Source organism: Fodinicola acaciae (assembly GCF_010993745.1).
Lineage (GTDB): Bacteria > Actinomycetota > Actinomycetes > Mycobacteriales > HKI-0501 > Fodinicola > Fodinicola acaciae.
In genome coordinates this window covers 1,459,930-1,480,099 of record NZ_WOTN01000002.1, presented here as the reverse complement: position 1 = coordinate 1,480,099, position 20,170 = coordinate 1,459,930, and the positions used below count along the sequence as shown (strand labels likewise).

Genomic DNA, 20,170 nt, shown 5'->3' with positions numbered 1-20,170 from the left:
CCATTCATGCGTCGCTCGCCGACCGCCGGACCTTAGGCGGCGCTCGCCCAGCGCCGCGTTCCCAGCGCCGATCGCCGAATGCCGAGTGCCGAGTGCCGAGACATTGCCGACACTCGCCGACCGCCGCGTTTTCAGCGGCATCAAACGCCAAGCGACACCATTCACGCGTCGCTCGCCGAGCGCCGGGTTTCTTGCGTCGCTTGCCGAGTGCCGGGTTTCTTGCGTCGCTCGGCGAGTGCCGGGACTCTGTCGACACTCGCCGAGTGCCGGGACATTGCCGACGCTCGCCGAGCGCCGCGTTTTCAGCGGCATCAAACGCCGAGCGACGCCATTCATGCGTCGCTCGCCGAGTGGCGGATCTTAGGTGGCGTTCGCCGCGGGGCCCCAGGGCTTTCCGCCGAGCAGGGCGAGGTGGAGGGCCACCAGTGAGTCCTCCATCTCGCGAATCCGGTCAAACCGTCCACCGTGGACGGCGGCGCGTACCAGCTCCGTGGTGGCACCGACGGCGGCGGCGTACGCGTCTTCCGGCACGGGTGGCACGGTCGGATCGGTCGCCATGGCACGCTGGTGCCAGATCCGGTTCATCTGCGCGAAACGCCGCCGCGACGCGTCGATCCGGTCCACCGCGCGCTGGCCGGCACCGGCCATCTCGACGTAGAAAACCCGGGCGAACTCCGGCTCGGTGACGATGAAGTCCAGCAGCGCTCGGCAGGCGACCCGGATGGCCTGTTCCGGACTCGCATCCACCGCCAGCGCCTTGGTCGCCTCGACGATGTGACCGACCATCAACCGTCCGCCGGCCTGGCAGGCCGCCAGGAAACAGTCCTCTCGATCGCTGAAATGGACGTAAAAAGCCGCACGCGAGACCTTCGCGCGGCGCACGACATCCGCGATCGTCGCGCCGGCGTAACCGTTTTTCGCGACGCTGCCGATGATCGCGCGGATGATCCGGTCGCGCTGCGCCGCGCGTACGTCCGCCTCCGGCAACCGCGCCCGGCCGCGCGGCAGCCCCGGCTCGCCCTCGTGCGTACGGGCGAGCGACCCCTCTTGCCGCATCACACATCCAGTTCTAGAGTACGTCCGCGTACTTGTGAACCCACAGTCTCCCACAGCGTCGGGAGGTCGGATGACCGCGATCGCGGACACAGCGGGGAAAATCCAGCCAAACGGCTGGCTGCGCGGGCTCTGGTTCCGCCAGCTCGACCACTATCCGAGCACCGGCAAGCGGTTGCTCAACCTCGGCATCGTGGTGGCCGCGACCGTGGTGCTCTATTACGAGCTCTATGTCGCCGGCGCGGTGGCGACCGAGATCATCGCGCACTACCACATGTCCTTTCCTTACTATGTCTACATTTCGGTGGTCGGCAACCTGGTCGGCGCGTTTTCCTCGATCGTCGCCGGACTGGCCGACCGGTGGGGGCGCGCCAACATGGTCGCGTACGGCCTCGCGCTCACCGGCGTGCTGACGCTCTTCGCGCTGCCAAACGCGCCGGACAAATGGAGTTTTGCCGTCCTGGTGGCGATTTTGTCCTTCGTGGAAGGCATCATCCTGGTCGCCACGCCGGCACTCGTACGCGACTTCTCCCCGCAGCTCGGACGCGCGTCGGCGATGGGGTTCTGGACGCTCGGTCCGGTGGTCGGCAGCCTCGCGCTCGCGGTGATTTCCAGCAACACCATCGGTTTCCTGCCGGCCTGGCAGACCCAGTTCGTGATCTGCGGCGCGATCGGACTGGTCGTCTTCGTCGTCGCGTTGTTCGGTCTACGTGAGCTGTCACCACAGCTGCGCGACCAGCTGATGGTCAGCATCCGCGACCGGCAGCTCGTCGAGGCGCGCGCGAAAGGCATCGACGTCAGCGAAAGTCTCAAACATCCGTGGCGGCAGATGCTGCACCTGGACATCGTCGGATCTGCGTTTGCCATCGCTGTCTTCCTGATCATCTACTACACCGCGGTCGGTTTCTTCACGATCTATTTCACGACGATTTTCGGTTATTCGCTGGCCGAGGCAAACAGTCTCGGCAACTGGTTCTGGGCCATCGACGCCGCCGCGCTGATCGTGGTCGGCATCGTCTCGGACCGCACGAAGGTGCGAAAACCGTTCATGGTCGGCGGCGCGGTCGGCTCCGTCATCATGACGATTGTCTTCGCCGAGCGGGTCAACCATCCGGAGACCAGCTATGCGACCTTCGTGTGGATCATCAGCCTGATGGCGGTCTGCCTGGCGATCGCGTACGCGCCATGGATGGCGAGTTTCACCGAGACGGTCGAGCGGCGCAATCCGGCGTTGACCGCCACCGGCCTGGCGGTGTGGGGCTGGATCGTCCGGATGGTGGTCGCGATCAGCATCGGCGCACTGCCGTTCGTGGTCAGCTCGATGACGCCGCTTGTCCAGTACGGCACCGAAGTGCAGACATTGTCGACGAAATACGAGTCGCAGCTGGCCACCATCAAGGTGATCGACCCGGCGACGCTGAAGACACTCGGCACCAATCCGCGCGACACCGCGGCATTGACCAAGGCACTCGGCGAGATCTCGACGGCTCAGCACGTGGATGCCGCCACCGCGGCCGAAAAACTGCGCGCGGTGGCCGCCGTTCCGAAGACAGACCTGGCATTCCTGCAGACGTACGGTCCACAGGTGCAGCAAGCCGCCGCCGCGACGCGTGGCCAGTGGCAGATCTGGTGGTGGGTCTGCGTGGCCGGCGAGGCGCTGTTCATCCCGCTGATCTTCGTGATGGCCGGCCGCTGGTCGCCGCGCAGGGCGCGCGAAGACGCCGAGGAACACGAGCGGCTCGTCCGAAAGGAGCTAGCCGCGCTGCACGACTAGGGTCTGTTTCGAAGTCTCACGTGGATGAGAGTCGAGCTCCAAACGTCGTCTGGCGGTGCGGCGGGACCGCCCGGCGTGGCAACGCCACGTGGGCGGTTTCGCCGTGCCGTCAGGCGGCCCGAGACAGATGTGACAGCGGCTCGGCTAGCGCCAGGTGGGACTTCGAAACAGACCCTACCTTTCTACGCCGACTCGGCGGCGACCTCGGGGTCGAGGCCGAGCCGGCGTTCCACGTCCTGATAGTGCTCGACCTTGTAGTCGATGACCTTGAGGCACTGCTCCAGCTCGGCCAGCCGCGCGCGTACGTCCGCCTGGTGCCGCTGCAGGATCTGCCGCCGCCGCACGGAGGTGCCGATGCCGCCATGCACCAGCGACGCGTATTCCAGCATCAGTCGGATCGGCATGCCGGTGGTCCGTAGCTTGGTGAGAAACTCCAGCCAGTTGAGGTTTTCGTCGGTGTACGTGCGACGGCCGCCGGTGTCTCTGGCCGGCGCCTCGACCAGTCCGATCCGCTCGTAATAGCGCAGCGTGTCGGCGGACAGCCCGGTGATCTGCGCCGCCTGAGCGATGGAGTAACTCACCTGTCCAAAGTAGGAGTTGGAGCGCGCTCTAAGTCAACCCCCAGGTCCGCCGCACCAGCTCCGGGCAATCGGAATCCGATTGTGCGGCCCAGGCCACCACACCGTCCGGCCGGATCAGCGCCGCGGCCAGGTCGGCGCGGCCAGTCGAGACGACCTCCGGCGGACCCATCCGGACGAAACCCCCTTACGCGTCAGGTCGGAGAGCCGTCCACAGCTGTCGTCCGCGTACGTGAGGTGCAGGTCGGGACAGTACGCGCCGGCCAGCGGATGGTCCACCTCATACGGCAGCTCGTGGCGGATGTCCAGGCCGGAGATCATCAGGCCGAAATACCGTACGACCTCCGGGATGTCCATCAGGTCCGAGATCACCTCACGCAGCGCGTCGGTGTGTGGACCTGGCCGCAGCAGCGCCGATTGCGCACGGGTGTTGTGCAGCACGGCGGCGCCGACGGGATGGCGCTCGGCGTTGTACGTCTCCAGGAGCGCGTCATCGCCGGTCGCCAGTTTCCAGCCGAGGTTGACCGCGTCCATAAGGCCGAGGTTGAGTCCCTGGCCGCCGCTCGGCGAGTGTACGTGCGCGGCGTCGCCGGCCAGGAACACGCGGCCGTTGCGATAGTTGGTGACCTGGCGCGCCTGGTCGGTGAAGCGGATGCCGTCGCCGACCCCGGTCACCGTGGCGTCGACGCCGGCCACGCGCTTGATGCTGGCCTCCATCTCGGCGGCGGTGATCGGTCCGTCGTGCCGCTCCAGATCCTCGAAGTCGAAGGTCGCGACCAGGCCGGGGCCGTAGTAGAACATCCCCCTGTCGAGCCGGCCTGGCGCCGGCAGATCGCCGCTGACCTGCGCGTTCACGCGCCGTACGGTCATCAGCGGCGGTGTGCCGGGGAAGTCGAAGCCGGCCAGCTTGCGCACGGTGCTGCGGCCGCCGTCGCAGCCGACCAGAAAGTCGGCCTCGAAGCCGCCGAAGTCCTGGTCGAGCGCGGTCAGCTCGGTGCCATAGCGGATCTCCACGTCGAGGCTGCGTGCGTGGTCGAGCAGGATCTTCTCCAGGTCCGGCTGCCAGATCAGGGTGGCACGCCGGTCCGGCTCCTCCTGAGCGTCCTGGGCGATCTTGAAGATCGAGGCGAAGTGGCCGTTGGCGCTGCCGTGATCACGAAGCTTGTCAGCGCGACCCTTCTCGTCGTATTTGGCCAGCTCAGCGCCGAGGCCACGGCGCACGAGGGCCTCGGTCGCCAGCGGTCCGATGCCGCGCGCACGCGGCTCCGTGGTCGGCTCGGTGCGTTTCTCCAGTACGAGCGGGTTGGCGCCGGCCAGCTTCAGCTCGGCAGCCAGCAGCAGGCCGACCGGACCCGCTCCCACGACTATGACGTTCACGATGACCTCCAGGGCACAGTGTTCGCAGTTTTCGAAACCAGGTTACACTGTTCGCAGTGGATGTCATCTGGATGCGGCCCGAACGAGCCGCGCGCGGTCCGAAGCCGGCACACAGCCGCGCGGAGATCGCGCACGTGTGCGTACACGTCGCCGACGCCGACGGCCTCGACGCCGTGTCGATGCGGCGCGTCGCGGCCGAGCTGGGGACCGGCACGACCTCGGTCTATCGTTACGTGGCCTCGAAAGAGGACCTGTTCGACCTGATGGTCGACCTGGTGCTCGGCTCGGCGCCGCTGCCGGAACCGACCGGCTACTGGCCGGACGACCTGCGCGCGCTCGCGTCCTGGCAGCGCGAGCGGATCCTGCGCCATCCGTGGATGGCCGAGCTGTCCGGTCGGCCGGCGGTCGGTCCGCACGGCCTGGCCGTCCAGGAGCGCGGCCTGCGCGCGCTCGACGGCTGGGGCCTGTCGATCGACGAGATGGTCATCCTGGTCGACGCGCTCAACGCGTACGTGCAGGGCCACGCCGTACGTGAGCTGTCCGACCGCGCGGCCACGCAGCGCTCCGGCCAGGACGTGGAGGCGTGGATGGACGCGCATGCCGCATACGCGCGGACCGTGATCGAGAGCGGCCGCTTTCCGCTGGTCGTGCGAGCCTGGCTGGACGCCGAGGAGCCGCACGCCGCGGACCGCACCGACCGCAGCTTCCGGCACGGCCTGGACCGATTGCTCGACGGCTTCGCGATGAGCATCAGGGCTTCGCGAGAACGGTGATCGTGCCCGGCTCGACCTCGGTGAAACCGGCGTCGCGTACGGCCACCGCGTCGTCGTCAGCGGTCAGGTCGACCCACTCCCGCTTGGTCGCTTTCCTTACGTTGAGCGGAAAATCCTGCTCGGTCCAGGTCGTCAACCAGGCCGGTTGGGCGTACGCGGCGAGCAGCATCACCGCGTGGCCGACCTGCGCCATCGCCTTGCCGGTGGTCATCGTCGCCTCTGGCGTGAGCCACAGAGTCGGGCCTTCTGTTGGCTCTCTTGGCTCGTCTTCGAGTTCGATGCCGCTGACCTGCAGGCGGGACAGCTCCTTCGGCAGCTCGGTCACCAGGCCGGGCGGAAACGCGCGTACCTCCGCCGAGCCCACTTTCACCGTCACACCAGGCAAATCCTCCGCCGCGCGCCAGTGCGCACCACGCGCTCGGCGTACGACCTTGCGGATGCGGTTGCCTATCCAGGCGCTGACTTCCTCGTGCCATTCCTCGTTCGCACGCGGATCGGCGAGCAGCCTGATGACCGCCCGAGCCGCCGCGGTGAGCGCGTCGGTGTGCGTCGGTGGATCGGCTTTTTCCAGGCGCAACACCAAAGGCTGCGCGCGTACGTCCGTCTCCGGCTCGGCCTCGCCGCGTACCAGCTTCTGGTGGCGCTCGACCATCGGCGCGAGCAGCGCGGTCAACTGGTCAGCTGCCGGCATCGGCCTCTTCCACTTCGTCGCGGCTGATGCCGAGGAAGAACAGGATGGCGTCCAGGTAGGGCTGGTTGAGCGAGGTGTCGGCGACCGCTCTGAGCGCTGGCTTCGCGTTGAAAGCAATGCCCAGTCCGGCGGCCGTGATCATGTCGATGTCGTTGGCGCCGTCGCCGACCGCGACGGTCTGGCTCATCGGAATCCTCGCCGCCGCGGCGAAATTCCGCAGCGCTTTGGCTTTCCCCGGCCGGTCGACGAGCTCGCCGACGACCTCTCCGGTGAGTTTTCCGTCCCTGATTTCCAGCGTGTTGGCCGCGGAGAAGTCGAGGTGGAGGTCGTTGACGAGTTGGTCGGTGATCTGAGTGAAGCCGCCGGAGACGACGCCGCAGAGATAACCCATCCTTTTGAGCGTACGCACCAAAGTGCGCGCGCCTGGTGTCAGCCGCAGGTCGGCGCGTACGGCCTGGATGACGCCCGCGTCGAGACCTTTCAGCTGCTGGACCCGCGCCCTCAGGCTTTCGGCGAAATCCAACTCGCCGCGCATCGCCTGCTCGGTGACCCTGGCCACCTCCGGTCCACGGCCGGCGTGCTCGGCGAGCATTTCGATGACCTCGCCGGTGATCAGCGTGGAATCCACGTCGAAAACCACCAGCCTGGTCGCGCGGCGCGCCAGCCCGGCCGGCTCGACCGCGAGGTCGGTGTTGGTCGCTTTCGCCGCCTCCGCCAACGCTTTGCGCAACTCGACGCCGTCGGTGCTGGAGACGATCAGCTCCAGGCTGGTGACCGGATATTTGGACAGCCTGGTGATCCGGTCGATGTTGCCGCCGAGCTCGGCGATCCTCGCCGCCGCCTCCGCCAACGCGGTCGCGGTGAGCGGCCGGCCCAGCAGAATGACGTGTTGTTTCCTGGTTTTCCTGGCTTTCGCCGGCTTGGTCGCGCCGATCACCACCTCGGCGGTCAGACCGAGCCGCGCGCAGGTCTTGTTGAGCTGGCTGGCGAGCGCTCCGGCGTCGCCGTGCACCGCGAGGCTGACGCCGAGCGTGAGCTTGCCTCTGATGGTCACCTGCTCGACGTCACGCACCTCGACGCGTACGGCGGAGTCACTCTCGTACGCCGTCAACGCCTCGAACAGCGCCGCCGACACTCCCGGCCGGTCCGTGCCGGTGACCGTACACACCACCCGGATCGGTTCAGCCACCCCACCAGCCTAACTGGCCCGCCGAACGGCGCCACGCACTGCCAAGGCGGTCTTGATCAGTGCGCACATGCGCTGAGGTTGCTGGTAGACGTCGATGTCGGTGAAGACGAAGACTTCCCAGCCGAGCGCACGCAGCCTGTTGTGGCGGTGACGATCGGCACGCCGGCTGACAGCGTCGTCGTGGGCGGCTCCGTCGTACTCGGCCGCCACCTGCTCCTCCGGCCAGCCGCAATCCAGCCGCATCTCGCCGTACTCGTCCCGCACGATCACCTGGGTCTGAGGAGGCGGCAGTCCGCCATCATGGAACCGGAGCCTCGCGCGGCTCTCCATCGGTGACTCGGCTCCGGGGTCAGCGAGTCGAAGCAGCTCACGTGCCTGCCTGACACCACGCAGGCCATCGGCACGCTCGAGGACCGCCGAGATCTGTGCCGGCAAGGTTGGCCATTTTCGCATCGCCGCGTCAAGAACCGCGATCGCATCCAGCCGATCGGACAGTCGCGCCAGATCGGCCGCCGTACGCGCCGGCGCCGTGACATGAACGGCACCGCACTGCGCGACATCGTCGTCCTGCAGATGCATGCGATGCGCGCGTACGCCTTCGTAGTGGTCCGGCCTGCCGCTGCGCGGAATGACGTGTACCGTCTCGTCAACGATGACGCCGACTCCAAGGATCTCTGCTGCGGTGGCGAAACAGCCGATCAACCGGCCGGGCTCGTTGCGGTCGAGTGCGCGCAGTTTCACCGCGATGTCGACGCTCGTCTGCGCCGGAGCGTACACACCCTGAACGACCCTGGTGAGTGCACCGAGGGTGATTAGTCGCTGGATCTCTCTGCTGGACATCACACGGGTGAGGTCAGCTGAGCTGATCAGCCCGTCGTCCGCGGTGAGGCCGCGAATCTGTCGATACGGAATAGTCATGTCGCCAGCATGCGCGTTTGGCGTGCGGTAGCCGCAGAGTTATCCACAGATTCAACATCATCCACATACTTTCCATCTCAAAAATCGGCGCGCCGACCTCGGCACGTCCCCTGCATCGCCAGGCCTCCGCTCGTCCGGGCCTCGCCAGGCCTCTGCACGTCCCGCGCACCGCCAGCGCTGGCAGTCCGCCAGCATGCCGGCAGCGCCGACCGCTCGCCAGCGCCGCCAAAACCCCGCCACTCGCCGAGCGACACAGAAAACCCGCTACTCGACGCTCAACGCCATCCGAAACCCGCCACTCGGCGAACGCCGCCAAGAACCCGGCACTCGCCGAGTGACACATAAAGAACGCCAGCCGACACCCAACGCCACCAAAACCCCGCCAGTCAACGAAAGCCGAGCAAAAGACGGCGGTCGCCGAGCGCCACACAAACCCCGCCACTCGCTGAGCGCCACAGGAAACTCGCCGCTCGACGCTCAACGTCACCAGAAGTCCGGCACTCGACAAACGACGCAACAAGCCCGGCACTCGGCGAACGCCGCCAAGAACCCGGCACTCGGCGACCGACACACAAAGAACGCCGACCGACACACAAAAAAACGCCAGCCGACACCCAACGCCACCAAAACCGCGCCAGCCAATGAAAGCCGGACAAAACACGGCACTCGGCGAAGGGCGACTGGACCGCAGCGAGGCCTCGCGAGTGCCGGGGAATGTGCGGCGCTACGTGCTGAAAGCCGGAGAAGACGCGAAACTCGCCGGGACCTGACAGGGCCGCCGGCGAGTCAGCGCGTGCGTACGGAAGGGCTACTTGGAGCTGCTTACTTCCTTCTGGGACGCGCGGGCGACTGGCTTGGCGCCTGGTGCGTAGTCGGGGAACTTCAGGTCGAAGGCCGGCCGCTCGGAACGGATCCGCGGCAGCTCAAGGAAGTTGTGCCGAGGAGGCGGGCACGAGGTGGCCCACTCCAGCGAGCCGCCGTAGCCCCACGGGTCGTCCACGGTGACCACGCGGCCGAGCTTGTACGACTTCCAGACGTTCCAGGCGAACGGCAGCGTCGACGCGCCGAGGATGAAGGCGCCGATGGTGGACACGGTGTTCAGGGTGGCGAAGCCGTCGGTCGCGAGATAGTCGGCGTAGCGGCGCGGCATGCCTTCGGCGCCGAGCCAGTGCTGCACCAGGAACGTGGTGTTGAAGCCGATGAAGGTCAGCCAGAAGTGCACCTTGCCGAGCCGCTCGTCCATCATCCGGCCGGTCATCTTGGGGAACCAGTAGTAGACGCCGGCGTACACGGCGAACACGATGGTGCCGAAGAGCACGTAGTGGAAGTGCGCGACCACGAAGTACGAGTCGGAGACGTGGAAGTCGATCGGCGGCGAGGCCAGCAGTACGCCGGACAGGCCACCGAACAGGAACGTCACCAGGAAGCCGATCGCGAACAGCATCGGTGTCTGGAAGGTGATCGACCCGCGCCACATCGTGCCGATCCAGTTGAAGAACTTGATGCCGGTCGGTACGGCGATCAGGAACGACAGGAAGCTGAAGAACGGCAGCAGCACGGCGCCGGTGGCGAACATGTGGTGGGCCCACACGGTCAGCGACAGCGCGCCGATCGCCAGCGTGGCGCCGACCAGCGGCTTGTAGCCGAACACCGGCTTACGGCTGAAGGTCGGGATGACCTCGGTGATGATGCCGAAGAACGGCAACGCCACGATATAGACCTCGGGATGGCCGAAGAACCAGAACAGATGCTGCCAGAGCAGCGCACCTCCGTTGTCCGCGTCGAAGACCCGCGCACCGAGGTGCCGGTCGGCGGTCAGCGCGGCGAGCATGGCGGCCAGCACCGGGAAGACCATCAGCGCGAGCAGCGCGGTGATCAGGATGTTCCAGGTGAAGATCGGCATCCGGAACATCGTCATGCCAGGAGCGCGCAGCGTCATGATCGTGGTGACCATGTTGACCGAGCCGAGGATGGTCCCCAGACCGGAGATCATCAGGCCGACGATCCACATGTCGGCGCCGGCGCCCGGCGAGTTGACCGCGGAGTTGAGCGGCGCGTACGCGAACCAGCCGAAGTCGGCGGCGCCGCCCGGCGTGATGAAGCCGAGCACCACGATCGTGCCGCCGAAGGCGAACAGCCAGAACGAGAACGCGTTCAGCCGCGGGAACGCCACGTCCGGCGACCCGATCTGCAGCGGCACGATGTAGTTGGCGAACGCGAACACCATCGGCGTCGCGAACAGCAACAGCATGATCGTGCCGTGCATGGTGAACAGCTGGTTGTACTGCTCGTTGGTGAGGAACTGCAGCCCCGGCCGAGCCAGCTCCGCGCGCATCAGCAGGGCCAGCAGGCCGCCGATCGCGAAGAAGAGGAACGACGTGACCATGTAGAGGATGCCGATGGTCTTCGCGTCCGTCGTCCGGATCAGGCTCAGCATCGCGCTGCCCTTGACCGACTCCCGGACCGGCCAGGGCCGAGTGACGATGGGTGTCGGGGCAACCCGCTTGTCGGCCGTGCTCACCAAACCCCTCCAGCGTGTTCGCGAGCATGCGAGGAGCACTTGCCCCTCCGCGAGGAGAATAGTCCTCGACAGTCTGTAGAGCACGTGCAGGGGTCGGGTCCTCACCCAGCCACTACGGCCGTACGCGGCCGGCGTTGGATGGCGAGCACGATTATCGCCGCGAGGATGCTGAGCATGCCGGCGACGTACCAGACCAGGTCGTAGTTGCCGAGCGCGTCGCGTACGTATCCGGCCGTCACCGACGCGATGCCGGCGCCGACCTGGTGCGAGGCGAGGACCCAGGCGAAGACGACCGGCCCGTCGGTGCCGAAGAAACGGCGGCACAACGCGACCGTCGGCGGCACAGTGGCGACCCAGTCCAGGCCGTAGAACACGATGAAAACGACCATGTCCGGCCGTATCGTCGCGGCGAACAGCGCCGGCAGTACGAGCAGCGACAGGCCGCGGCCGGTGTAGTAGACGATCAGCAGCAGGCGCGAGTCGAAGCGGTCGGTGAGCCAGCCGGACAGGACCGTACCGACGATGTCGAAGATGCCGATCACCGCGAGCAGGCTGGCCGACGTGGTCTCCCCCATTCCGTGGTCGTGCGCGGCCGGGATGAAGTGGATCTGGACGAGTCCGTTGGTGGTCGCGCCGCAGATCGCGAAGCTGGCCGCGAGCAGCCAGAACACCGGCTTCTTCGCGGCCATGCCGAGTGCCGTGACCGCGCGGAGCGCGCCGCCGCCGGCCGGCTTGGCCTCGATCGGCTCGGTCGCGCCGTACGGCAGCACGCCGATGTCCTCCGGACGGTCGCGGAGCCGCCACCAGACGAGCGGCACGGCGATGAGCGCGATCGCGGTGACGGCGAGCGCCGCCGCGCGCCAGCCGCTGTTGACAGCGAGCGTGGACAGCAGTGGCAGGAAGACGAGCTGGCCGGTCGCGCCGGCGGCGGTGAGCAGGCCGATCACCAGGCCGCGGCGCGCGACGAACCAGCGGTCGGTGACCAGTGCGGCGAAGCCGAGCGCCATCGAGCCGGTGCCGAGGCCGACCAGGATCCCCCAGCACAGGACGAGCTGCCAGGTGGCGGTCATGAACACCGTCGCGCCGCTGCCGATCGCCACGGTCAGCAGGGCCATCGCGACGACGCGCCGTGGTCCGAAGCGCTCCATCAGCGCGGTCGCGAACGGCGAGGTCACACCGTAGAGGACGAGGTTGACCGAGACGGCTGCCGAGATCGCGCCGGTGGACCAGCCAAACTCCTGCTGGAGCGGCGTCACCATCACGCCAGGCGTGGAGCGGAAGCCGGCCGCGCCGATGACCGCCAGGAAGGCGACACCGGCGACGAGCCAGGCAGGATGGATCAGCGTACGGCGGCGCGTACGCGTTGATGTGGTCGTCACGTCCTCATGATCCGGAGCCGCCGGCCGTCGCTCCAGTGGCCGGCAGGCCACTTGTCGCAATGATCCGGCCAGCATTGTCGCGGCCGCCCGGAGAATCGCGGCCAGCCGGAGCGGCAGGGTCCCAGAGTGTCCAGATGTAGCCTTGTTGACCTCCTGAATCGATCCGGTAGGTCAAGGAGGTGGCATTCGGGCGCCGCGACGGCTGACCGAATGTCACCTCGCGACGCATTTGCCCTGGTCAGGATGCACCCGACGCGGCGGGGTCAGGGGATGAGGATGGTTGGTCGGGGCGTCTCGGTGCCGACGGCGAAGTGGTCGTGCCATTTCTCGCCGGTGCCGAGGAACTGCGTACGGTCGGACAACGCCACATACACGTCCGCCGTGTCGCCGCGCGTGAACGTGACCACGTCGCTGACGCCGTCGCCGTTGAAGTCGCCTGTGCCGACCTGTTCGTCGTTCGCGCCAAACCAGTCGTGCCACTTCGCGCGACCGGCGAAGCTGGTGCCATTGGACGCTGATACGAACACGTCGGCCGTCGTGCCGCGGGTGAAGGTCACCACGTCGTCGCGGCCGTCACCGTTGGCGTCGGCGACGGTGGCGACCTCGCCGGCGAGTACGGTGCCGCTGCTCCACAGCCAGCCGTCCTGCACGAAGGACGTGCCGTCGGACAGCGCGGTGTAGACCTGACCGCTGGCGTTGCGCGTGAAGGTGACGATGTCCGCCTTGCCGTCACCGTTCACGTCGCCGACCGCTGGAAATTCGTTGTCCACGGCGAAATGGTCGTGCCATTTCCACCCGTCCTGGACGAATTTCGTGCCGTCGGAAAGCGAAACGTAAACGTCCGCCGCCGTGCCGCGAGTGAAGGTGATGACGTCGTCCTTGCCGTCGCCGTCGACGTCACCGACCGCCGGGATTTCCGTGCCAACACAGAAATGATCGTGCCACTTCTTCGGCGCCGCGAAACCGGTGCCGGTCGAGAGCGAGACGTAGACGTCGGCCGCGTCTCCTCTGGTGAACGTGATGACGTCGGCTTTTCCGTCGCCATCGACATCCCCGGTCAGCGAAATGCCGGCCGGGATCGAGGTGGACCACAGCCAGCCGTCCTGCGCGAACTTTTTGTTGGCAGGGTCGGAGAAAGAGACGTACGCCGCGCCACCGGCGGTGAAGGTGACGATGTCGTCCTTGCCGTCACCGTTGAAGTCGCTGTGTGTCGCGACCTTCGTGGTCCCGGTGACCGCGCTGGACATCGCGGAAGCGTTGCCGGCGGCGTCCACCGCGACGACCTGGAAGCGCCACTGCTCGCCTGGCGGCACCGGACCATAGGTGAAAGACGCCAGCCGCGAGGTGCCGAGCAGTGCGGGTGTGGCACCGGATTTCGCGCCATAGATGCGATACAGGGCCGCTCCAACATTGTCCGCCGGCGGTGCCCAGGTCAGCTGTACGGCGTGCGCACGCGGTGGGCTGGCGACCACCGCCGGCGCGGCCGGCGCCTGCGTGTCCATCCGCGGACCGACCAGGGAATCGACGGCATAACGCGCCGCCGTCCAGGCCGGACCGCCGGTCGCCACCAGGGTCACCGTGATCGACGACTTTCCGGTCGTCAATGCCGCCGGCAGCGCGTACGTGTCGGCCAGCAGGTTTTTGTAGCCGTTCCCCAGCATCTGGGTCCACCGGCCAGCCGCCGTGCCATCCACCTGTACGTCCACGCTCTGCAGCGACGACCGCTGATCGGCCGTACGCCTCAGGACGACACCGGTGTTGGCCGGATCGACCGCGACGGTGAAGGAGACATTTCCGGTCGCGGAACGGAAAACCTCCGGACCCGTCTCATTGTCGAAGTCACCGTCGTACGCGCCGGTCAGCGAATACTGCGTGGCACCGGAGTCGGTGTAGGAATGCGCGCCGCGGCTCGTCGCGTCGCCGACCTCTATCGAGTCGGTACGCGCTGCGCTCACTGTTGGCTGTGTGTAAAGGAAGGCCGTGGAACCATAGTCGGCGAACCGGTCATTGTGCGGTCCGTGCTCGATGCCGAAGCGCAGCGAGCTGGTGTATGGCACGGCGTCGGCGATCATCAGCCGGTACGCCGCGTCGCATTCGTTGGCACAGTTGGCGCCGGCCAGCAGGTGAGCGGTGTTTGCGTTGAACGGGTTGGAGAAGATGCCGCGGTTGAAATACCAGCCGCTCTCGTAGAAATCCTCGGTGCCGGTGCCGTAGAGGTTCGGCGACAGGGCGGAGTCGACGTACCCGCGCTCGTCACCTTCGAGATAGTCACGGCCGTTGTAATGAGCGCGGAAAGTCTGCGAAACGCCAACGAACTTGCCGCTGCCGGCGGCGTCGGCGAAGATCCAGTCCTGGCCGTCGGTGGTGTCACCGCGCCGCGACTGCGTGGTGAAATAGCCAAGATCGGTCTGCGTGCCCGCCACCTGCGCGACCGAGGTGACCTCGGTTTGAATGCCGTTCACCGCCGCCGACGAGGTGTTGACCAGGTCGATCCGCGCCGACTGCCAATAGGGCATCGGCCACCATGCCGAATACCAACCGGTCGAGGTGTCGATGCCGTACATCAACGCGCGTACGTTGAACTCCACCAGGCCGGCGCCGAAGAACTCGGACACCGGCGAGTCGACCGTCTGCCGGTTGTCGAAGGTGATCCGCAGGTGCAGAGCCGAAAGCAGGGCCGGCGTGCGGTTGGGCACGTTGAGCCGCAACGCGCGTACGGTGCCCGGACCGGTCAGGCTCGCGACCGTCGCGGTGCCGCCGGCCGGCACGTTGACGGTGTTGGTTGCCGTGACGGCACCGGAAACCGGCGGCTTCGGGTCCTTCGTACCGACACCGTTGAGCATGCTCAGCACGTCCTGCGCCTGGTCGCTCGGATCGAAGGTCGTGACCCCGACCGCGTCGTTGAAATGCCGGTAGTCGACGTGGTAGTAGTTGGGCACGTTCTGCGTTGTCACGCGCATCGTTGTGCGATAAGGCATCGGCACCTTGATGTAGACGCCGCCGGAACTTTTGTCGGCATTGGCAACCAACGGATAGACGAACGGCGCGCCGCGGCCACCATTGACCACATTTTGCAGCGAGTCACGCAAAACCGTGGTGCCGTCCAGCTCGATCGTGATGATGCCGGTCGCCGACACGTCGCCGCTGTTCTGGGTGAACCAGATCGAGGAGATCTCCCCCGCGCCGGAGTCCTCGGCGATGACGCATCCCGTACTCGTCTGGCGCAGGCACACCGACGGACCCGGCATCCAGTCGTCGTTGCCGCCGTCGCGGTCGAAGGAGGAGAACTGCCTGGTCTGTACGCCGACCGGCACGGATGGCAGCTGGTTGAGGTCGCGATAGCTCTGCCAGCCGACCGGCCCCTTCCCGCCGTTGGGCAGAGCACGCGGCGCGACCGCCGCGTTGCCAGCCGCTGGCAGCAAGCCGGCGACGAGCAACACGGCGGCGCCGAGAAGCACCAGGAATCGGGACGTACGAGACCGAGCCATGCGGACCACCTTTGCGGCGCAGACACGCGTAATCGATTTCCGGCCCGCACAGTAAGGGGTCGCCTACCCACCGGTCAACGCAGAACCAGGTAAATAATGAACATCGCACGAGATGTCAATCGAGCGTATGTCCGTTTTGTATATCATGATCAACACGTATTACGCCGATTTGCCGTCTCTCCTGCATTGTGAGTCACACTAGCCACACCAGTAACAGCCCGGCGCCGGTGTGATGTTCGCATGGACCCCTTACGTGCGTCAGACGCACACAGGGAGGCCCTGTCACCACACCAGAAACAGACAAGACGTGCATTTAGCGCTACAGCAAAAGATCATTTGGCGTCCCGGCCAACGGGTTGCTTTCAATGTGGCTGGCTTGCTCGTTCTCCCCGTCGGCGGGCGCACCCTCACACAAGCAGACACCATCAAGGCGCCCCTCCCTTGAGGCCGCCCGCCGCGCAGGCGCGCCCGCCGCGCAGGCGAAAACCCAACCACCCACCCAACGCAACAAACATGGGGCGCCGACACTGGCATTGGCGCCAGGCGCACGTAAGGGGTCCCTGCGGCCAAACGGAGACTAGGCGCGGCGGCGGAAGGTCTGCAGTGCGCGCTCCCACTCCGAGCCGAACGGGTTTTCCTTGATGACGTACGTCCAGGTGGTGGTCGCGCGGGTCAGACCGACCTCCTCCAGCTCCGGCTTGCCGTCGGAGTCGAACGGCACCTCGGTGAAGGTCTTCTCCACCTTCTCCTCGACCTCGGCGAGCATCTGCTCGAAAGCCGGGATCGCCTCGCGGTGAAACTCGTCCAGCGGGTCGAGCCGGCCGAGAGCGCGCAGGTGGACGCCTTCGCGGATGTCGGACAGCGTGGCGAGATGGTCGGCCCAGGCGCGGTCGAGGTGATACAGCTCGATCTGCCGGGCCGCCTCGGTGACGCGCTCCAGGTCAAACTCCTTGACGAGCTCGTCATAGCGCTCGCCGCAGCGGTCCTCGAGGCGTTCGATGGTGGCGGGCGTACGCAGCACGTCGTCGCGGCGGCTGTGCACCACTTGGCGCTGCTGCTCGATCAGGTAGTTGTAACGCCAGGTGTTTCGGTGGATCTGCAGGAAAACACCTTCACTGACCCGCTGCGCGTGCTCGATCGCGCGCTGCAGCGCGGGGTCGCGCAGCTGGCCGTCCTCGTCCGGCAGCTGCGGCGGCGGCAGCGCGTCGCGGCCATAGCTCTGCACGAGATTGTCGTTGACACTGACGAAAAACACCGACTCGCCGGGGTCACCCTGCCGGCCGGCGCGGCCACGCAGCTGGTTGTCGACGCGGCGGCTCTCGTGCCGGCCGACGCCGATGATGTAGAGGCCGCCGAGCTCGACGATCCGGTCACGGTCGGTCTGGTCGCTGCCGCCCAGCCGGATGTCGACACCGCGGCCGGCGATCTGCGTCGACACGGTGATCGCGCCGTACGTGCCGGCCTCGGCGATGATCCGCGCCTCCTCGGCGTCGTTTTTCGCGTTGAGCACCGAACATTCCAGGCCGGCGTCGGCCAGCGCCTGGCCGAGCCGCTCGGACTCGGCCACGTCCAGCGTGCCGATCAGCACCGGCCGGCCGTCTTCGTGCGCCTTCTTGACCTCGTCGATCGCCGCGGTTTCCTTCTCCGCCAACGATGCGTACACGCGGTCGGGCTCGTCGATGCGTACGTTTTCCCGGTGCAGCGGGATGACCGCGACCTCGAGGTTGTAGAACTCGCGCAGCTCCTCGGCGGCTGGTACGGCGGTGCCGGTCATGCCGCAGACCGTGCCGTAGAGCTTCAGCAAGGCCTGCATGGTGATGTTGGACAGCACCTCGCCGGCGTCGGTGGAGGCCAGCGCCTCCTTGGCCTCGACGGCCGCCTGCAGGCCGTCGGGCCAGCGCTGCAGCTCGGCGATCCGGCCGCGGAACTCGTTGACCAGCCGCACTTTTCCGTCGCGCACGATGTAGTCGACATCGCGGCGCAGCAGCGCCTCGGCGTGCAGCGCGAGGTTGATCGCGGTCAGCCGCGGCAGGTTTTCCGGCGCGTACAGGTTGAAGCGCTTCGGCTCCGGCTCCTCGTCGGCCTCGGCCTCGACCTCGTCGTCAGCGTCGTCATCAGCATCGGCGTCGGCCTCGGCTTCGGCCTTGGCGTCGTCATCCTCGTCGTTGGCTGACCGTACGCTCTCCTCGGCGACCTTCTCCGCTGCCTCGAGCAGCTTCTCGTCGGTCTCGGCGAGCTTCTCGGCCACCTCGGCATTGGCCTCGTGCTCGGCACCGAGGATCTCCTCGACGACCGCGGCGCCGGCGTCGGTCAGCTGGACGTTGCGACCGTCGTCCTCGATCCGGTAGTGCAGGCCGGGTTTGAGGCCGCGTACCAGCTCGGCGGTGGAGGCGAGCGTGTCGTCGGTGTGCGCGACCGAGCCACCGAGCACCAGCGGCACCCGGGCCTCGTCGACCAACAGCGAGTCGGCCTCGTCCACGATCGCGGTGTCAAACGGCTGCTGCACGATGTCGTCGACGCTGGTCACCAGGTGGTCGCGCAGGTAGTCGAAGCCGGCCTCGGTGGCGGTGACGTACGTGACGTCGCACTTGTAGGCCTCGCGCCGCTGCTCCGGACTGGAGCCGGCGATGACGTACGCGACGGACATGCCGAGCAGCTGGTAGATCGGGCCCATCCACTCGGCGTCGCGGCGCGCCAGGTAGTCGTTGACGGTGAGGACGTGCACGCGCTTGCCCTGCACGTGGAAGCCGGCGGCGGCGAGCACGGCGGTGAGCGTCTTGCCCTCACCGGTGGCCATCTCGGCCACGTTGCCGTCCATCATCGCCAGCGCGCCGATCAGCTGCACGTCGTATGGCCGCTCGCCGATGCCGCGCTCAGCCGCCTCACGACCGAGCGCGCAGACATCGGCTCGTACGTCCAGGCCCTCGTCGATGTAACCCTTGAGGTCGGCGAACGCGTCGGCCAGCTTCTCGTCGGAGAGATCCTTGATCTCCTCGGCGCGTTCCTCGACCTCGGACAACAGTGCGCGGTAGGGAGCGAGGTTGACCGTGCCGGGACGCTGCAGCACGCGCTTGACCCGGTCGGTGATTCCGCGGAACGAGAAGGCCATGGCGCTTACGCTAGCCGAGCCGTCCGACCCGCCGCGCGGAAACCCTGTTAACCGGCGCGAGGGTGACGTTTCGACTGTCAGACTGTCGGGGAACTGAGGTGCGCGATAGCCGTGCGTCAGTTCCCCAACAGTCTCTCAGGCGGCCAGCCGCTGGCGGGCCGAGTCGTGCTGCTTGCCGACGCGTACGGCCTTGGTCGCCTTGGCCATCCCGTAGGCCGGCATGTTGCCGTAGACCTGCTCGGTGGTGCCCGGCTTGACGACGTATGTCTCGTGCCAGAAGCCGACCGGAGCGCCCTTGAACCGGTTGCGGAAGAAGTCGAGCCAGGCCGGCCGGTGTTTTCTGTCCTGGTCGCTGGCGTACGCGGTCAGGTCGTCGACACCGCGCCAGTACTGGACGAGCGTGATGCTGCGCCAACCGACGTGCATGTGGTAGTTGAGCAGGCCGCTCTCCGGATCGGACATCAGCTCCTTCAGCATGCCTGGCATCGCGGTGAACACCGGCCACCACTTGGTGACCGCGCGCAGCTTGTTGAACCGCATGCCGATGAGGAAGACGACGATCTCCTCGTCCACCTGCGCCGTCCACCGGCCCTCGTTGATATCCGCCACCACACTCGCCTCCAATGGATAGTGTCGCTGTCCATTATTAGATAGCGACACTGTCCATGTGTCAAGCGGCTATGGTGCGGGCATGGATTGGAGCGAGTGGCATCGCGCGTACGACGAGCCCGACTCACACCTCTCGCAGCGGCTGCGGATCGTGCGGGAGCGGATCCGCGAGGTGCTGGACACCGCGCCACCCGGCCCACTTACCGCGGTCAGCATTTGCGCTGGCCAGGGCCGTGATCTCCTGGAGGTGTTGGCGCACCATCCGCGGCGCGAGGACGTACGTGCCCGGCTCGTCGAGCTCGATCCGGAGCTTGCCGCGTACGCGGGACGGAAGGCGCCGCCCGCCGTCGAGGTGGTGACCGGCGACGCGTCGCTGCTCGACCAGTACGCCGGTTTCGCACCGGCCGACCTGGTCATCGCCTGCGGCATCTTCGGCAACATCACCGAGGACGACATCCGGCAGGCGGTCGGCTGCCTCGACCAGCTGTGCCGCACCGGCGGCTCGGTGATCTGGACACGCCACCGCCGCGAGCCGGACCTGGTGCCGACGATCTGCCGGTGGTTCGAGGAGGCCGGCTTCGAGCTGCGCTGGGTCAGCGGTCCGGCCGGTGGCTATGGCGTCGCGATGCACCGGTTCACCGGCACGCCGCGGCCGCTGGTGACCGGCGAGCGGATGTTCACCTTCGTCGGCCACGACGCGCTCTGACCCGG

Annotated in this window: 15 protein-coding genes; 3 read left to right on the top strand and 12 right to left on the bottom strand. The window is 67.1% G+C overall.

All coding sequences use genetic code 11. From position 1 onward, the window contains the following. Window positions 1-360: 360 nt before the first annotated feature. Window positions 361-1,056, bottom strand: coding sequence for a TetR/AcrR family transcriptional regulator (locus tag GNX95_RS22180; RefSeq protein ID WP_163509308.1), 696 nt, complete (start codon window positions 1,054-1,056; stop codon window positions 361-363). Between the two features lie 70 nt (window positions 1,057-1,126). Between GNX95_RS22180 and GNX95_RS22175 the strand changes: the two genes are divergently transcribed. Then, window positions 1,127-2,827, top strand: a complete 1,701-nt coding sequence (locus tag GNX95_RS22175) for an MFS transporter (RefSeq protein ID WP_163509307.1) — start codon at window positions 1,127-1,129, stop codon at window positions 2,825-2,827. Between the two features lie 182 nt (window positions 2,828-3,009). Here GNX95_RS22175 and GNX95_RS22170 read toward each other — a convergent pair whose 3' ends face one another. The 3 genes from GNX95_RS22170 to GNX95_RS22165 are packed head-to-tail and all read right to left on the bottom strand — an operon-like array spanning window position 3,010 to window position 4,782. Next, window positions 3,010-3,408 carry a MerR family transcriptional regulator gene (locus GNX95_RS22170; RefSeq protein ID WP_163509306.1) on the bottom strand — a complete coding sequence of 133 codons (399 nt, stop codon included), beginning with the start codon at window positions 3,406-3,408 and terminating at the stop codon, window positions 3,010-3,012. A 28-nt stretch (window positions 3,409-3,436) separates the two neighbouring features. Further along, window positions 3,437-3,577 carry an aromatic-ring hydroxylase C-terminal domain-containing protein gene (locus GNX95_RS44370; protein WP_425483908.1) on the bottom strand — a complete coding sequence of 47 codons (141 nt, stop codon included), beginning with the start codon at window positions 3,575-3,577 and terminating at the stop codon, window positions 3,437-3,439. Then, a complete protein-coding gene (locus GNX95_RS22165) occupies window positions 3,523-4,782 on the bottom strand; it encodes an FAD-dependent monooxygenase (RefSeq protein WP_222853813.1) in 1,260 nt (419 codons plus the stop codon). Before GNX95_RS22165 ends, GNX95_RS44370 begins: the two co-directional genes overlap by 55 nt. Before the next feature lie 56 nt (window positions 4,783-4,838). Between GNX95_RS22165 and GNX95_RS22160 the strand changes: the two genes are divergently transcribed. Beyond that, complete coding sequence (locus tag GNX95_RS22160; RefSeq protein ID WP_222853812.1) at window positions 4,839-5,555, top strand: TetR/AcrR family transcriptional regulator; 717 nt, start codon at window positions 4,839-4,841, stop codon at window positions 5,553-5,555. Here GNX95_RS22160 and GNX95_RS22155 read toward each other — a convergent pair. The 8 genes from GNX95_RS22155 to GNX95_RS22120 all read right to left on the bottom strand — a co-directional run bounded on the left by GNX95_RS22155 (window position 5,533) and on the right by GNX95_RS22120 (window position 19,459). After that, window positions 5,533-6,246, bottom strand: coding sequence for a peptidyl-tRNA hydrolase (locus GNX95_RS22155; protein WP_163509305.1), 714 nt, complete (start codon window positions 6,244-6,246; stop codon window positions 5,533-5,535). The two genes, GNX95_RS22160 and GNX95_RS22155, sit on opposite strands and share 23 nt — an antisense overlap. Next, on the bottom strand, window positions 6,233-7,435 hold the full coding sequence (serB, locus tag GNX95_RS22150) for a phosphoserine phosphatase SerB (RefSeq protein ID WP_163509304.1): 1,203 nt from the start codon (window positions 7,433-7,435) through the stop codon (window positions 6,233-6,235). Before serB ends, GNX95_RS22155 begins: the two co-directional genes overlap by 14 nt. Window positions 7,436-7,444: 9 nt before the next feature. Beyond that, window positions 7,445-8,353 carry a DUF559 domain-containing protein gene (locus tag GNX95_RS22145; protein WP_163509303.1) on the bottom strand — a complete coding sequence of 303 codons (909 nt, stop codon included), beginning with the start codon at window positions 8,351-8,353 and terminating at the stop codon, window positions 7,445-7,447. 808 nt (window positions 8,354-9,161) lie between these two features. Further along, window positions 9,162-10,790, bottom strand: a complete 1,629-nt coding sequence (gene ctaD, locus GNX95_RS22140; RefSeq protein WP_222853929.1) for an aa3-type cytochrome oxidase subunit I — start codon at window positions 10,788-10,790, stop codon at window positions 9,162-9,164. 185 nt (window positions 10,791-10,975) lie between these two features. Continuing rightward, the gene (locus tag GNX95_RS22135; protein WP_163509301.1) at window positions 10,976-12,328 is read right to left on the bottom strand and encodes an MFS transporter; all 1,353 of its coding nucleotides are present in this window, start codon (window positions 12,326-12,328) and stop codon (window positions 10,976-10,978) included. A gap of 188 nt (window positions 12,329-12,516) precedes the next feature. Continuing rightward, entirely contained in the window at window positions 12,517-15,741 is a 3,225-nt protein-coding gene (locus tag GNX95_RS22130) for a DUF2961 domain-containing protein (protein WP_246281702.1), read from the bottom strand. A gap of 577 nt (window positions 15,742-16,318) precedes the next feature. Then, entirely contained in the window at window positions 16,319-18,850 is a 2,532-nt protein-coding gene (locus GNX95_RS22125) for a preprotein translocase subunit SecA (protein ID WP_163509299.1), read from the bottom strand. A gap of 135 nt (window positions 18,851-18,985) precedes the next feature. Further along, the gene (locus GNX95_RS22120; protein ID WP_246281701.1) at window positions 18,986-19,459 is read right to left on the bottom strand and encodes a DUF4188 domain-containing protein; all 474 of its coding nucleotides are present in this window, start codon (window positions 19,457-19,459) and stop codon (window positions 18,986-18,988) included. A gap of 82 nt (window positions 19,460-19,541) precedes the next feature. Here GNX95_RS22120 and GNX95_RS22115 point away from each other — a divergent pair, with 82 nt between their 5' ends. After that, the gene (locus GNX95_RS22115) at window positions 19,542-20,165 is read left to right on the top strand and encodes a class I SAM-dependent methyltransferase (protein WP_163509297.1); all 624 of its coding nucleotides are present in this window, start codon (window positions 19,542-19,544) and stop codon (window positions 20,163-20,165) included. Window positions 20,166-20,170: the final 5 nt, after the last annotated feature.

Coding starts and splice junctions, on each gene's coding strand:
- GNX95_RS22180 (WP_163509308.1), bottom strand. CDS start 1,056: ATGCGGCAAGAGGGGTCGCTCGCCCGTACGCACGAGGGCGAGCCGGGG.
- GNX95_RS22175 (WP_163509307.1), top strand. CDS start 1,127: ATGACCGCGATCGCGGACACAGCGGGGAAAATCCAGCCAAACGGCTGG.
- GNX95_RS44370 (WP_425483908.1), bottom strand. CDS start 3,577: ATGGGTCCGCCGGAGGTCGTCTCGACTGGCCGCGCCGACCTGGCCGCG.
- GNX95_RS22155 (WP_163509305.1), bottom strand. CDS start 6,246: ATGCCGGCAGCTGACCAGTTGACCGCGCTGCTCGCGCCGATGGTCGAG.
- GNX95_RS22145 (WP_163509303.1), bottom strand. CDS start 8,353: ATGACTATTCCGTATCGACAGATTCGCGGCCTCACCGCGGACGACGGG.
- ctaD (WP_222853929.1), bottom strand. CDS start 10,790: ATGCTGAGCCTGATCCGGACGACGGACGCGAAGACCATCGGCATCCTC.
- GNX95_RS22135 (WP_163509301.1), bottom strand. CDS start 12,328: ATGCTGGCCGGATCATTGCGACAAGTGGCCTGCCGGCCACTGGAGCGA.
- GNX95_RS22130 (WP_246281702.1), bottom strand. CDS start 15,741: ATGGCTCGGTCTCGTACGTCCCGATTCCTGGTGCTTCTCGGCGCCGCC.
- GNX95_RS22125 (WP_163509299.1), bottom strand. CDS start 18,850: ATGGCCTTCTCGTTCCGCGGAATCACCGACCGGGTCAAGCGCGTGCTG.
- GNX95_RS22115 (WP_163509297.1), top strand. CDS start 19,542: ATGGATTGGAGCGAGTGGCATCGCGCGTACGACGAGCCCGACTCACAC.